12 protein-coding genes are annotated in these 13,008 nt (G+C 70.7%); 8 read left to right on the top strand and 4 right to left on the bottom strand.

Annotated elements, in window-relative coordinates; genetic code table 11:
* Positions 1-212: 212 nt before the first annotated feature.
* The gene (locus tag ACQPZW_RS36025; protein ID WP_433790467.1) at positions 213-1,391 is read right to left on the bottom strand and encodes a fatty acid desaturase family protein; all 1,179 of its coding nucleotides are present in this window, start codon (positions 1,389-1,391) and stop codon (positions 213-215) included.
* Between the two features lie 100 nt (positions 1,392-1,491).
* Positions 1,492-2,568, bottom strand: a complete 1,077-nt coding sequence (locus tag ACQPZW_RS36020; RefSeq protein ID WP_433790466.1) for a ferredoxin reductase — start codon at positions 2,566-2,568, stop codon at positions 1,492-1,494.
* A gap of 170 nt (positions 2,569-2,738) precedes the next feature.
* Here ACQPZW_RS36020 and ACQPZW_RS36015 point away from each other — a divergent pair, with 170 nt between their 5' ends.
* The 7 genes from ACQPZW_RS36015 (at position 2,739) to ACQPZW_RS35985 (ending at position 10,281) form a co-directional block, all read left to right on the top strand.
* The gene (locus tag ACQPZW_RS36015) at positions 2,739-3,941 is read left to right on the top strand and encodes a PucR family transcriptional regulator (protein WP_433797724.1); all 1,203 of its coding nucleotides are present in this window, start codon (positions 2,739-2,741) and stop codon (positions 3,939-3,941) included.
* Between the two features lie 107 nt (positions 3,942-4,048).
* On the top strand, positions 4,049-4,747 hold the full coding sequence (locus tag ACQPZW_RS36010; RefSeq protein ID WP_433790465.1) for a YqeB family protein: 699 nt from the start codon (positions 4,049-4,051) through the stop codon (positions 4,745-4,747).
* Between the two features lie 359 nt (positions 4,748-5,106).
* Positions 5,107-6,378 (top strand): histidine kinase, encoded by a 1,272-nt coding sequence (locus tag ACQPZW_RS36005; protein WP_433790464.1) that lies wholly within the window; start codon positions 5,107-5,109, stop codon positions 6,376-6,378.
* Positions 6,354-7,238 carry a response regulator gene (locus ACQPZW_RS36000; protein WP_433790463.1) on the top strand — a complete coding sequence of 295 codons (885 nt, stop codon included), beginning with the start codon at positions 6,354-6,356 and terminating at the stop codon, positions 7,236-7,238. The genes ACQPZW_RS36005 and ACQPZW_RS36000 overlap by 25 nt, the downstream gene beginning before the upstream one ends.
* Before the next feature lie 603 nt (positions 7,239-7,841).
* Positions 7,842-8,744: a methionine ABC transporter ATP-binding protein gene (locus tag ACQPZW_RS35995; RefSeq protein ID WP_433790462.1), complete on the top strand. Its 903-nt coding sequence runs from the start codon at positions 7,842-7,844 to the stop codon at positions 8,742-8,744.
* Positions 8,741-9,388: a methionine ABC transporter permease gene (locus ACQPZW_RS35990; RefSeq protein ID WP_433790461.1), complete on the top strand. Its 648-nt coding sequence runs from the start codon at positions 8,741-8,743 to the stop codon at positions 9,386-9,388. Before ACQPZW_RS35995 ends, ACQPZW_RS35990 begins: the two co-directional genes overlap by 4 nt.
* Positions 9,389-9,459: 71 nt before the next feature.
* On the top strand, positions 9,460-10,281 hold the full coding sequence (locus tag ACQPZW_RS35985) for a MetQ/NlpA family ABC transporter substrate-binding protein (RefSeq protein ID WP_433790460.1): 822 nt from the start codon (positions 9,460-9,462) through the stop codon (positions 10,279-10,281).
* Between the two features lie 45 nt (positions 10,282-10,326).
* Here the strand turns inward: ACQPZW_RS35985 and ACQPZW_RS35980 are convergent, their stop codons facing one another.
* Both ACQPZW_RS35980 and ald read right to left on the bottom strand, forming a co-directional pair.
* The gene (locus ACQPZW_RS35980; RefSeq protein ID WP_433790459.1) at positions 10,327-11,019 is read right to left on the bottom strand and encodes a lytic polysaccharide monooxygenase; all 693 of its coding nucleotides are present in this window, start codon (positions 11,017-11,019) and stop codon (positions 10,327-10,329) included.
* Positions 11,020-11,170: 151 nt separating this feature from the next.
* On the bottom strand, positions 11,171-12,286 hold the full coding sequence (gene ald, locus ACQPZW_RS35975; protein ID WP_433790458.1) for an alanine dehydrogenase: 1,116 nt from the start codon (positions 12,284-12,286) through the stop codon (positions 11,171-11,173).
* Positions 12,287-12,413: 127 nt separating this feature from the next.
* On the opposite strand from ald, the gene ACQPZW_RS35970 reads away from it, so the two are divergent.
* Positions 12,414-12,911, top strand: a complete 498-nt coding sequence (locus tag ACQPZW_RS35970) for an Lrp/AsnC family transcriptional regulator (protein WP_433790457.1) — start codon at positions 12,414-12,416, stop codon at positions 12,909-12,911.
* The last annotated feature ends 97 nt before the right edge of the window (positions 12,912-13,008 follow it).

Here is a 13,008-nt window from a genome sequence, read left to right as displayed (position 1 = left end):
CCTTCCGCCACCCGCGCCTCTGTTTCCGGCGGGTTTCCCCGCCGCTGTTGGGGGACGCCGCTGTTGGGAGGCGTAGCTGCTGTCGGGTGTTGCTGCCGTGATGGCCGCTGTGGTGGGGCGCCGCCGTTGTGGAGCGCGGCAGGCCGGGCCGGAAACGCCGCTGCCCGGCCGCGGGTGAGCGGCCGGGCAGCGGCGGAGCGTGCCGGAGTGGATCAGACGGTGGCTTCGGCCGGGTGGCGCGGCGGGACCGCGTGGTCGATCTCGCGGGCCGGCTTGCGGTTCGGCAGGGCGAGGCGGAAGACCTTGGCCCACGCCGAGGCCACCTGCACGACGAACGGCCCGGTGACGTACTTGAGCTCGTACTTCTCGAACAGGGCCCGTACCTTCGGCGCGATCTCCGCGTAGCGGCTGGCCGGCAGGTCGGGGAAGAGGTGGTGTTCGATCTGGTGGGACAGGTTGCCGGTCATGATGTGCATGAGCTTGCTGCCGGAGATGTTGGCCGACCCGAGCATCTGCCGCAGGTACCACTCACCGCGGGTCTCGCCGGTGATCGAGGTCCGCTCGAAGGTCTCCACACCCTTCGGGAAGTGACCGCACATGATCACCGAGTGGCTCCACAGGTTGCGGGCCACGTTGGCGACCACGTTGGCGGCCAAGGTGCCGAAGAACGCGCCGAACGGGTTGCCGAAGGCCAGGCCGACCGGCACGGCCAGGGCCGGGTGGGCGACGTAGTCCTTCAACGCCTGGTTGCGGATCTTGCGGCCGACCTGACGCAGCCGGGCCCGGAAGTCGGGGTTGTTGCGGCGGCGCTTGCTCGACAGGTTGCGGCCGAGCTCCAGGTCGTAGGCGGCGATGCCGTACTCGAAGAGGCAGGCGTTGATGAAGTTGTAGAGCGGCTGGCCGAGGTGCGCGGGCGCCCACTTCTGCTGCTCGTCGACGCGCATGATGCCGTAGCCGAGGTCGTTGTCGCGGCCGATCACGTTGGTGTACTTGTGATGCAGCTCGTTGTGCGAGTGCTTCCACTGCTCGGCGGGCGCTGCGAAGTCCCACTCCCACGTGGTCGAGTGGATCTTCGGGTCGCGCATGAAGTCGTACTGGCCGTGCAGGATGTTGTGGCCGATCTCCATGTTCTCCAGGATCTTGGAGATGGAGAGGCCGATGGTGCCGAGGATCCAGGCCGGCGGGAGCACGGAGAAGAGGAGCACGGCCCGGCTGCCGACCTCCAGGCGCCGCTGAATGGCGATCATCCGCCGGATGTATTTCGCGTCCTTCTCGCCGCGGACGGCGAGCACCTCGTCCCGGATGGCGTCGAGTTCGCGGCCGATCTGCTCGATGTCCTCGGGGGACAGGTGGGCGATCGGGTTGACTTCCTTGCGCTGCAGCGTCGTCACGGAACTTCCTCGTCTTTCGTGGGAGCCGGCTCGCCGGGGAGCGGCTCTCGGGTGGGGCTGGAGAGGGTTGCGGCCTCGGAGGGGATCAGGTCAGGGAGGGTCAGGCGTCGATCCGGCACGGGCCGGCGGCAGCCGAGATGCAGGTCTGGATCAAGGGCTTGTCGCCGTCCACCTCGGAGGCGGTGGTGATGGTGCCGTCACGCAGGTCACGGACGATGCCCTCGCGCATCGGGAGCACGCACTTGTAGCAGATGCCCATCCGGCAGCCGGACTTCATCAGCTGCCCGGCGGCCTCGCCGGCCTCCAGGATCGAGGTGCCGCCGGAGGCCTCGACGACCAGACCGGACTTCTCGAAGGTGACCGTCCCGCCGTCTCCGGCGACGAGCACCACCGTCCGGAAGCGCTCGATGTGCAGGCGGTCGGCGGCGCCCGCGTCGGCCCAGTGCTCCTGCAGATCGTCGAGGAGGTCACCGGGGCCGCACGCCCAGGTCTCCCGCTCGAAGAGGTCGGGGACCAGGTCGGCGAGCGCGTCCGGCTTGAGTCGTCCGTCGGCGCGGGTGTGCCGTTCGATCAGCCGGATCCGGCCCTGGGCGGCGAGGTCACGCAGCTCGGCGCCGAAGACGACGTCCTCGGCGGTCCGCGCCGAGTGGACCACGACGACGTCGCTCAGCTCGTGCAGGGCGCTGCGCAGCATGCCCATCACCGGGGTGATGCCGCTGCCGGCCGTCACGAAGAGCGCCTTCGCGGGCCGCTGCTCGGGCAACTGGAACTCGCCGTCCGGCAGGTCCAGGTGGACGATCATGCCCTTGCGGGCGTTCTTCAGCAGGTAGGAGCTGACCACACCGTTCTCGACGGCGTTCACCGTGACGGTGAACCTGCCGTCGCCGCGGCCGGCCGCGCTGCTCACCGAGTAGGCGCGCCACAGCCGCACGCCGTCGACGTCCACGCCGAGCCGAACATACTGCCCGGGGCGGTGTGGCTGCCATCCACGGCCGGGGCGCAGCACCAGCGTGACCGCCTTGGCGGTCTCGGGGCGCACCGCGTCGATCCGGGCGCGCAGGACGGTGGGGTTGCGCAGGGGCGCGATCACGTCGAGGTAGTCGGCCGGCACCACCGGGGTGGTGATCAGCTCGACTACGCGCCACGCGCCGTCGCGCAACTTCTGGGTAACTGCCACATGACCAAGCCTGCTGCCTGACAAGAGCAAAGTCCTGACCAGGGGAAGTGAATCCGTGGCGGCATACTTGTTCGACGGGGACAAGGATGCCTGCTCAAACCTTTCCAGAGTGCGGGTTTGCGGGGCATCGTGAACAAACCTGCGGGAGAGGAGAAGGCATGTCGGGCGAAATGCGGGCAGACCGCGTGAAACAACCGATACGTGACGTACGGTCGTATCGTCTGCCGACTGAGGTGATCGATCCGCTCCGGCACGGCCTTCCGAAGGTGTCCTCCCAGACCATAGCCGCCATCATCCGCGAGGTGCCGGCATATGCGGAGCCGTTCTCCGGCGTGCTCGGGCACAAGATCGCGCGCGCGGTGCGGGCCGCCCTCGGCACCTTCCTCAGCCTGGTGTCCCGGCCCGGCGCCGACCCCGGCACCCCGATGTCGTCGGCGATCGAGGCGGCGTACGCGCTGGGCCGTGGCGAGGCGCGATCCGGCCGTAGCCTGGACGCGCTGCTCGCGGCCTACCGGGTGGGCGCCCGGGTGGCGTGGCGCGGACTGGCGGCGATCAGCGTCGAGGCGGGACAGCCGGCAGCCACCATCGCCGACTTCGCCGAGCTGGTCTTCGCGTACATCGACGAGTTGTCCGCGGCGAGCGTCGCCGGGCATGCCGACGAGCTCGCGGCGTCCGGCCGGATCCGTCAGCGGCGGCTCCAGGAGCTGGCCCAGGCGCTGGTAGCGGGGGAGCCCCCACACGTCCTGCAGGGTCTGGCGGAGCAGGCCGAGTGGGCGCCGCCGCAGACCCTCACCGCGCTGCTGCTGCCGGAGCGCGCCGCACGCTGGGTGATCGACCTGCTGGATCCGCGCACGCTGCAGCTCGCGGACGCCGTACCCGATCTGCCGGGGTTGACCGTGCTGTTCGTGCCGGATCCGCAGGGTTGCTCCCGCCCGACGCTGAACCGGCTGCTCACCGGGCACAATGTGGTGATCGGCCCGGCCCGTCCGTGGACCGAGGCGCGCAGCTCGCTGGATCGGGCGGTGCGGGTGCACCGGCTCAGCCCGCCGGACGGCGGCGCGGTGACCGACACCGAGGACCATCTCGCGGCCGTGGTGGTGACCGCCGACCCGAGCGCCCTGGAGGACCTGCGCGCGTGGGCGCTGACGCCACTCGCCGGGGAGCGCGGGGCCGCCGCCGCCAAGCTGATCGAGACGCTGCGCAGCTGGCTGCTGCATCAGGGCCGCCGCGAGGACGTCGCGGCCGAGCTGTTCGTGCACCCGCAGACGGTCCGCTACCGGATGGCGCGGCTGCGCGAGCTGTACGGTGATCGGCTCCGCGACCCGCAGTGGGTGCTCGCGCTGACCATCGCCCTGGCCATCCCGGAGGCGTGAGCGCAGACATATACCAAAGTCTCGAAGGATCGACTTTCGGCAACTGGCCGGGTCGCCGCCGCCGGGCATAGCGTCGAGGGCATCGGTACGGCGGAACGGGAGCGGGAATGGGTGGCGACACATCGGGCCGGGAGCCGACGGTGCTCGCGTTCTCCCCGGCCGGCCGGGTGCTCGTGCTGCTCGGCCCCGCCGCTGCCGGCGTGCTCGTGGCCGTGCTGGCGCCGATCCTCGCGCGCTGGCTGGTCAGCGCGCACTTCCCGGTGCTCGGCGTCGTGTGGCGGTTGGTCGGGTCCGTCGACACCTGGTGGAAAGTGGCGGTCCAGGCCGTCATCCTGGCGGTGCTCGGCGCGCTCGCCAGCGTGGAGATCGTGCGCCGCAGCACCCGGGTGACCGTCGGCCCGGGCGAGGTGCGGCTGCAGACCGGAGACCGCGAGGTCGCCTTCGCCCGCCCACAGATCGACTTCGTCTTCATGGACGGCAGCTTCCTGGTCATCCTCGACCGCGAGTCCCGGCAGCTGTTCCACGGCGAGCCGCAGGCGGAGAGTCGCCCGCTGGAGCAGACCTTCATGGAGTACGGCTACCCCTGGCACGACGAGGACCCCTTCACCGGCCTCTACCAGCCGTGGATCCCGGGCGGGGAGCAGCTCCCCGTGGCCGTCGAGGCGGTCCTGTCCGCCCGCGCCGTGGCCCTGCGCAAGAAGGCCACGCGTGAGGCCGCCGAGCTTCGCGACTCCCTGGAGAAGCTCGGCTACGCGGTCCGCGACGACGGGGACCGTCAGCTCTGGCGCCCGCTGGTCCGCTCATGAGCACACCCGGCCGGCACCCCGTTCCCGAAGCGCTTTCGCTGGGGCCTGCATCCGAGACGGTGTCGCCGAGGCGTGCCTCGGAGACGCTCCCGCCCGCGTCCGTCGCCGAGCCCGCGAGCCCGCCGGATCCGACCGCCGTCGCATTCCCCGCGCCTGCCGCCCCGGCCGGGCGCACCTCTCCGTCCGCCGCGCCGCTCGTGTCCGCCGCCCCGGCCGTGTCCGCCGTGTCCGCCGTGTCGGCCGTGCCGGCCGTGTCCCCCAGGCCGGTCGCTGTGCCGGTCGTGTCCGCCGGGCCAGTCGTGTCCGCTGCACCGTCGGGCACGGCGTCCGGCCGGGGGCGGCGGCTGAGCGGGCGTGCCATGGATGTGGCGGCCATCCTGTTCGCGTGGTTCGGTGGCCTGCTGCTGGTCGGCGAGGCCGAGACCACCCGTGGGCTCTCCGAGAACGTCGTCTTCCTGCACTTCGTGGCCGGGTGCGTCCTGTCGTCGGCACTGTGGTGGCGGCGCACCCATCCGATGCCGGTGGCCGTCTTCCTCACGGCCGCCTCGGTGTTCGCCGACGGCGCCGGGGTCGCCGGGTTGATCGGGCTCTACACCGTGGTGTCGTTGCGGCGCGGCCGATCGGTCGTCGCTCTGGTCCTGTTCAATCTGGCCGGCGGGATCGCCTACACGCTGGTCTACCCGGATCCGACCATGCCGGTCACGGTGGGCTCGGTGGTGGGCTTCATGTTGACCGTCGCCGTCCTCGCCGCCACGGTGGCGCTCGGGCTGGCCGCGCGCTCCAGACGGGAGCTGGTGGAGTCGCTGCGCGAGCGGGCCGTCCGCGCCGAGACGGAGGCGCAACTGCGAGCCGAGCAGTCGCGCGCCCGTGAACGCGAGCGGATCGCCCGCGAGATGCACGACGCCCTCGCCCACCGCATCTCCATGGTCAGCCTGCACGCCGGGGCGCTGCAGGTCCGCCCCGACCTGACGCCGGAAGAGGTGGCCGTGGCGGCCGCGACGATCCGGGACAGTGCCCACCACGCCCTCGAGGATCTGCGCGAGATCCTCGGCGTCCTGCGGGCCGGCCCCGGTGACGCTCTGCGCCCCCAGCCCGACGTGCGCCACCTGGATCGTCTGATCGCCGATTCCCGGGCGGCGGGCATGGAGGTGACGGCGGCCAACCGTCTCGGCGACCTTGCGCTCAGCCCCTCCCTGGGCCGCACCGCCTACCGCCTGGTCCAGGAGGGCTTGACCAATGCCGGCAAACACGCCCCCGGCAGTCCCGTGACGCTTCTGCTGGAGCGCACAGACGACGGCGAGCTGTACATCCAGGTCTCCAATCCGCTCCCACCCGTCAACCGCCTCCCCTCCGGGCCTGGCCGCCCACTCCGCCGCGGTGCTCGCGGCGCCGTGTCGGGTGAACTCGGCGGTGACGCTGCTGCCGGCCAGGCCGCTTCATCCGCCGACGGTGGCCCGGGTGAGGGCGGCGGGACGCCGATTCCCGGAGCGGGTAGCGGGCTGCCGGGCCTGACCGAGCGGGTCGAGCTGCTGGACGGCCGTCTGCGGCACGGTGTCCACGGAGACCCGCGAACCGGGCTCACCTTCGATCTGGAAGCCTGGGTGCCATGGCCGACTCCGTCCGGGTCCTGATCGCCGACGACGACCCACTGGTCCGGGTCGGGTTGTCACTGGTCCTGGGCGCCGCGGCGGAGGTCGAGATCGTCGGTGAGGCCGGTGACGGCGCCGAGGCGATCGCGATGGCCCGTGACCTGAAGCCCGATGTCGTGCTGATGGACGTCCGGATGCCCCGGATGGACGGCCTCGCCGCCACCGAGGCGCTGCGCCGTGACGGGCCGCAGCCCGCGATCATCGTGCTGACCACGTTCGACACCGACGAGTATCTGCTCGGCGCGCTTCGGCTGGGCGCCAACGGCTTCCTGCTCAAGGACATCGCACCGACCGAGATCATCAGCGCGGTGCGCCGCGCGGCGGCCGGCGAGTCGATCCTGGCGCCCGCGGTGGTGCCCCGCCTGATCGACTACGCGGTCGGCCGCACCGGCGCCGCACCGGCCGGCAGCGCCGACCGTAACGGCGGCGCCGACCATAACGGCGGCGCCGCACCGGCTGGCGGCGCCGACCGTAACGGCGGCGCCGCAACGGCCGACGGGGCTGACCGTAACGGCGGCGCCGCACCGGCCGGCGGGGCCATCCGTAGCGGCGGGGGTGGGCGAGAGGGGCACGGTGACGACGCGGCAGCCGATTCCAGTCGCAACCGGGCGCCGATCGCCGAGTCGGCTCGGCGCGCTCATGCTGTGGCGACACTGCGGCGGCTCTCCGAGCGGGAGCGGACCGTCGCCGAGGCGGTCGCCACTGGCCGGTCCAACGCCGAGATCAGCGCCGACCTGCACATGAGTGTCCCGACGGTGAAGGCTTACGTCTCCCGGGTCCTCGACAAACTGGGCTGCGCCAATCGGGTTCAGATCGCGATCCTCATCCACGAGGCCCGCTGAAAGTCGTCGCCGGGCGAAGCGCCCGCTCCGGGCGCAGAGGTGGACCAATGGCGGCGTTCGGCACGCCTATGGTGGCCTCGAATTGCCTATCGCGGCGTCGGCATGGCTGTGGCGGCGTCGGCATGGCTGTGGCGGCGTCGGCATGGCTGTGGCGGCGTCGGCATGGCTGTGGCGGCGTCGGCATGGCTGTGGCGGCGTCGGCATGGCTGTGGCGGCGTCGGCATGCCTGCGGCGGCGTCGGCATGCCTGTGGGCCCGCGACATGCCTGTGGCCGCGACACGGGCGAGCAGGACCGGCCGCGGTCATGAACAAGCCGGAGAGCTGTCGAAGGTGGGGCCGGTGCCGGGGGCGGGCCGGGCATGAAGCAGTCGGGGCAGAAGTCCGGAAGGGACGGTGAAAGTGACCGAAGTCGTGAGGGTCGTTACAGGAAGTGGTCTGGAGGCGTGACACGGGCTAGCGTGGGCCCTGCCGCAAATGCCCACTCAACAAGTAGGCATTGCGACGCTCGTCACAACTGCTGACCAGGGTGTTTACGTGATTGAAATAAGCGGTCTTCGTAAGACGTACCGCTCCAGGAGAGGGTCTGTCGTCGCTGTCGACGGGGTGGATCTCCGTGTCGGCGACGGGGAGGTCTTCGGGGTTCTCGGGCAGAGTGGTGCCGGCAAGAGCACCCTCCTGCGCTGCGTCAACATGCTGGAGCGGCCGGATGACGGCACGGTGAGCGTCGGTGGCCTGGAGATGACGAGGCTGCGCGGTAAGCAGCTGCGTCTGGCCCGGCACGGGATCGGGATGATCCACCAGCATTTCGCGCTCCTGTCGTCGCGGACCGTCGCCGGCAATGTGGCGTTCGCGCTGGAGGTGACCGGCAGCCCGCGGGCCGAGCGCAAGGCCCGGGTCGCCGAGTTGCTGGAGCTGGTCGGGCTCACCGGGCGCGCCGACGCGTACCCCGCTCAGCTGTCCGGTGGCCAGAAGCAGCGGGTCGGTATCGCACGTGCGCTGGCCGCCCGGCCGAAGGTGCTGCTCTCCGACGAGGCCACCTCGGCGCTGGACCCGGAGACCACCGAGTCGATCCTGCGGCTGCTGCACGACCTCAACCGGCGGCTCGGCCTCACCATCCTGCTGATCACCCACGAGATGAACGTGGTGAAGCGGATCTGCACGTCGGCGGCGGTGATGCGGGACGGGCGGTTCGTCGAGTCCGGCGCGATCACCGATCTGCTGCGGGCGCCGGGGTCGGAGCTGGCCCGCGGCCTGTTCCCGCTGGACGGGCCGGCCGAGGTCGACGGCGCGACGGTCGTCGACGTCACGGTCAGCGGTCCGGAGGCGGAGGAGCCGATCATCGCCGAGCTGGCCCGGCGGTTCGCTTCGGACGTACGCATCCTCGGTGGGTCTGTGGAGACGCTGGCCGCGACGCGGGCCGGGCGGTGGCGGATCGCTCTGCCGGGCGCCCCCGAGGACAACCGTGAGGCCCTGGAGTTCCTGCGCAAACGCGGAGTCGTGTCATGACCTGGTCCGAGGTTTTCGAGCTGCTGGCCGGGGGTCTGCGGGAGACGGCCTGGATGGTGGGGGTGTCCGCGCTGCTCACCGCGGTCGGCGGCCTGCTCGTCGGGGTGCTGCTGGTGCTCACCGACAAGGGCCGGCTCCGGCCGCTCAACGTGGTGCTCGGCGCGATCGTGAACGTGGGACGGTCGCTGCCGTTCATCATCCTGCTGGTCGCGGTGATCCCGTTCACCCGGGCCGTCGTCGGGACCACGATCGGCACGGACGCCGCCATCGTGCCGTTGACCATCGGCGCGATCCCGTTCTTCGCCCGGATCGTCGAGTCGGCGCTGCGCGAGGTCCCGCCGGACGTGGTGGCCGCGGCGACCGCGATGGGCGCGACCCGGCGGCAGATCGTCGGGAAGGTGCTGCTGCGGGAGGCGCTGCCGGGACTGGTCGCGGGCCTGACGATCACGGTGATCGCTCTGGTCGGCTACTCGGCGATGGCCGGTGTGGTCGGTGGCGGCGGTCTCGGTGACCTGGCGATCCGGTACGGCTACCAGCGCTTCGAGACCGAGGTCATGATCGCGACCGTCATCGCGCTCGTCCTTTTCGTCCAGCTCGTTCAGATGGTCGGTGACCTGCTCGTCCGCAGGCTGTCGCACCGCTGAGCGGTACGGCCGGGTCGTCGTCGACTCGGCCCGAAATCATGCAATGCCCATAGAAATGAAAGGTCCAAACAATGCGCCGCCGCTCTCTCGCCGCCGTCCTGGCCGCCGCCACCCTGACCCTGGGCCTGGCCGCCTGCGGCTCGTCGGACGACAGCGAGGCGAAGTCGACCGACACCCTGAAGGTCGGCGTCAGCCCCGTCCCGCACGGCGAGATCCTCAAGTACGTCTCGGAGAACTTCGCCGCCGCCGAGGGCCTGAAGATCGAGATCGTCGAGTTCAACGACTACATCCAGCCGAACGTCGCGCTGAGCGAGAAGCAGCTGGACGCCAACTACTTCCAGCACATCCCGTACCTGGAGGAGGAGGTCGCGGCGAAGGGCTACAAGTTCACCGCGCTCGAGCCGGTGCACATCGAGCCGCTCGGCGTCTACTCCAAGACCGTCAAGGCGATCGCCGACGTGCCGGCCGGCGGGGTCGTCGGGATCCCGAACGACCCGTCCAACTCGGGCCGCGCGCTGAACCTGCTCGCCAAGAACGGCCTGATCACGCTCAAGGACGGCGTCGGTGTGAAGGCGACCGAGAAGGACGTCACCGCGAACCCGAAGAACCTGCAGTTCAAGGCTCTGGAGGCGGCCCAGCTCCCGCGGAGCCTGGAGGACACCGCGATCTCGGTGATCAACGGCAACTACGCGATCGAGACCGGTCTCAAGCCGGCCACCGACTCGCTCGCGCTGGAGACGGGCGACGACAACCCGTACGCGAACCTGGTCGTGGTCCGGACCGGCGACGAGTCCGACGCCCGCGTGGTGAAGCTGGAGAAGCTGCTGCACTCGGCCGAGGTGAAGAAGTTCATCCAGGACAAGTACCAGGGTTCGGTCCTCGCCGCGTTCTGACGCGTTGAAGGGGAGCCGTGAGGCTCCCCTTCGCCATCGGGACTCTCAGCAGGCGCCCTGGTCGGCCCACACGTCGGCGGCACCGGGCGTCTCGCCCTGCGTCCACCACTTGGCCCGCCAGGTGCGGCTGTTGTGCGACGCCAGGTTGCCCCCGACGTAGACGGTGCCGCTGCTCCACGCCGGTGCCGTGCACGATCCGGTCGGCGGGGGAGTGGTGGGGCCGCCACCGGTGCCGCCGATGTTGACGTCGATGCACGAGTAGAACGCGTTCGCCGTGTCGGAGATGGTCCAGACGGCGAGGACCTTCTGCCGGCCGGAGAACCCGCTCAGGTTGACCGTGTGCGAGAGCGTGGCCGGCGGCTGCTGGCTGTTGCCGGCGAAGTAGCCGACCCGCGTGCCGCCGATGAAGTACTCCCAGCTCGCGGTCGCGTGGCGGGCCGTGTTGATCCACGTGAACGTCTGCGAGGTGCCGACGTTGGTGGCCGGCCAGCCCTTGCTGTCGTCGTTGAGCTCGGCGAACACCGAGTTGTTGCCGTGGCAGGTCCGCAGGTTCTTGGCGCCTTCGACGCTCTGCGGCTCGTACTTGATCTGGCCACACGCGACCCGGCCCTGAGCGCAGAGCGCCTGCCGGCTGGGCGGTGACGAGACGTAGCCGTGAGCCGAGGCCGGCGACACGACCATGAGCGATCCGGCGGCGCCCACGAGGGCTACCGCGAGGAGGGTGATGAGTCTGCGCATGTCACTCCCCAAAGATGAACATCGATGGATGGATGTGACAGAAATATAAAGCAAGGTTTCCTAATAGAAAAGCGCACTCGCCCCGAAACGGGTGCGCCCTCCGCCATGTGAACAGAAGTCACATGACGGAGGGCGCGTGGGGCCGGCCGGATCAGGCCAGAACCGAGCTGACGGACTCGGTGGGGAGGCCGAGGGCCGATCCGACCAGCTCGTTCGTGAGGACGCCGGCGTGCACGTTGAGGCCGAGGGCCAGCGCCGGGTCGGCCCGCAGCGCGTCGCGCCAGCCCAGGTCGGCCAGTCGCAGCACGTACGGCAGGGTGGCGTTGGTCAGCGCGTACGTCGAGGTGTTGGGCACCGCGCCGGGCATGTTGGCCACGCAGTAGAAGACCGACTCGTGCACCCGGTAGACCGGGTCCTGGTGGGTCGTGGGCCGCGAGTCCTCGAAGCAGCCGCCCTGGTCGATCGCGATGTCGACGAGCACCGAGCCCGCCTTCATCCGCTTGACCAGATCGTTGCCGACCAGGGTCGGGGCCTTCGCGCCGGGCACCAGCACCGCGCCGATCACCATGTCGGCGGCGAGCACCGACTGCTCGATCGTGTACGCGTTCGACACCAGCGTCTTGACCCGCCCGCCGAACTGCGCGTCGATCTGCCGCAGCCTCGGGAGGCTCAGGTCGAGGATGGTGACGTCGGCGCCGAGGCCGAGCGCGATGGTCGCCGCGTTCACCCCGGAGACGCCGCCGCCGATGACGGTCACCCGCGCCGGCGCGACCCCCGGCACGCCGCCGGGAAGCACGCCGCGCCCGCCGCTGTTGCGCATCAGGCTGTACGCGCCGACCTGCGGAGCGAGCCGGCCGGCCACCTCCGACATCGGGGCGAGTAGCGGCAGCGATCCGTCGGCGAGCTGCACGGTCTCGTACGCGATGGCCGTCGTCCCGCTGTTGAGCAGTGCTTTGGTCCCCTCGGCGTCGGCCGCGAGGTGAAGGTAGGTGAAGAGCACCTGCCCGGCGCGCAGCCGGTGGTACTCGGAGGAGATCGGCTCCTTGACCTTGAGGATCATGTCGGCCGTGCCCCAGACGGCGTCGGCGTCCGGCAGGATCGTGGCGCCCGCGGCCGTATAGTCCTCGTCGGTGACCGCGGATCCCACTCCGGCGCCGGCCTGCACCGACACGGTGTGCCCGTGTCGCACCGCCTCGACCACGCCGGCCGGGGTGATCGCCACCCGGTACTCGTGGTTCTTGACCTCTGCCGGCACGCCGATGTGCATGGGACTTTCCTTCCGTCACCAAGTGATGGCGATAGGGTGGAACGATGTGCAGCAGACCGGCAAGTGGAGCGAAGAAGATTCTGACCGTAATGCCGTCGGTGCAGATTCTTCGCGGCGACGGCCGAAAGTGACTGATCTTCCGAAGGATGTTCGAGGCCTCGACCACATCGATCTGGAGCTGCTGAGCCTGCTGCAGGCGGACGGGCGGATGCCCAACAACGCCCTCGCCGACCGGGTCGGCATCGCCCCGTCGACGTGTCTCACCCGGATCCGCCGGCTCCGCGAGCTGGGCGCCGTCCGGGGCTTCCACGCCGATGTCGACCCGGCCTGGATCGGGCGCCCCATCCAGGCGATGATCGCCGTCCGGGTGCGCTCGGACGCCCGCGAGGCGATCGGCCGGTTCGCCGAGTCGCTGGCCGGCATCCCGGCCGTCCGTGACGTCTACTTCGTCTCCGGCTCCTACGACTTCCTGCTGCACGTGGCCTGCGCCGACGTCGACGACCTGCGGGCCGTGATCACCGAGAGACTGAGCGGCACCCGCCTGATCGCCGGCACCGAGACCTACCTGATCTTCGAGCACCGCCGGGGCGGCACCGCCGGAGAGGCGGCGCGGCCCGGCGGGTAGCGCGTACCGCTCGGCGATGATCGATACCTCGTCCGGCTTGGCAAGATCCCCTATGCTCGGCGCGCCGTGTACGGGGCACGGCGGTGGGGGAGGGCAC

This window comes from Actinoplanes sp. CA-252034, from assembly GCF_050956125.1.
Classification (GTDB): Bacteria; Actinomycetota; Actinomycetes; order Mycobacteriales; family Micromonosporaceae; genus Actinoplanes.
This window is presented reverse-complemented; position numbering and strand designations above follow the sequence as displayed.

Bases quoted from the DNA above. Each gene is read 5' to 3' on its own strand.
- ACQPZW_RS36000 (WP_433790463.1), top strand. From the start codon at position 6,354: ATGGCCGACTCCGTCCGGGTCCTGATCGCCGACGACGACCCACTGGTC.
- ACQPZW_RS35990 (WP_433790461.1), top strand. From the start codon at position 8,741: ATGACCTGGTCCGAGGTTTTCGAGCTGCTGGCCGGGGGTCTGCGGGAG.
- ald (WP_433790458.1), bottom strand. From the start codon at position 12,286: ATGCACATCGGCGTGCCGGCAGAGGTCAAGAACCACGAGTACCGGGTG.
- ACQPZW_RS36010 (WP_433790465.1), top strand. From the start codon at position 4,049: ATGGGTGGCGACACATCGGGCCGGGAGCCGACGGTGCTCGCGTTCTCC.
- ACQPZW_RS35980 (WP_433790459.1), bottom strand. From the start codon at position 11,019: ATGCGCAGACTCATCACCCTCCTCGCGGTAGCCCTCGTGGGCGCCGCC.
- ACQPZW_RS36015 (WP_433797724.1), top strand. From the start codon at position 2,739: ATGCGGGCAGACCGCGTGAAACAACCGATACGTGACGTACGGTCGTAT.
- ACQPZW_RS35985 (WP_433790460.1), top strand. From the start codon at position 9,460: ATGCGCCGCCGCTCTCTCGCCGCCGTCCTGGCCGCCGCCACCCTGACC.
- ACQPZW_RS36005 (WP_433790464.1), top strand. From the start codon at position 5,107: ATGGATGTGGCGGCCATCCTGTTCGCGTGGTTCGGTGGCCTGCTGCTG.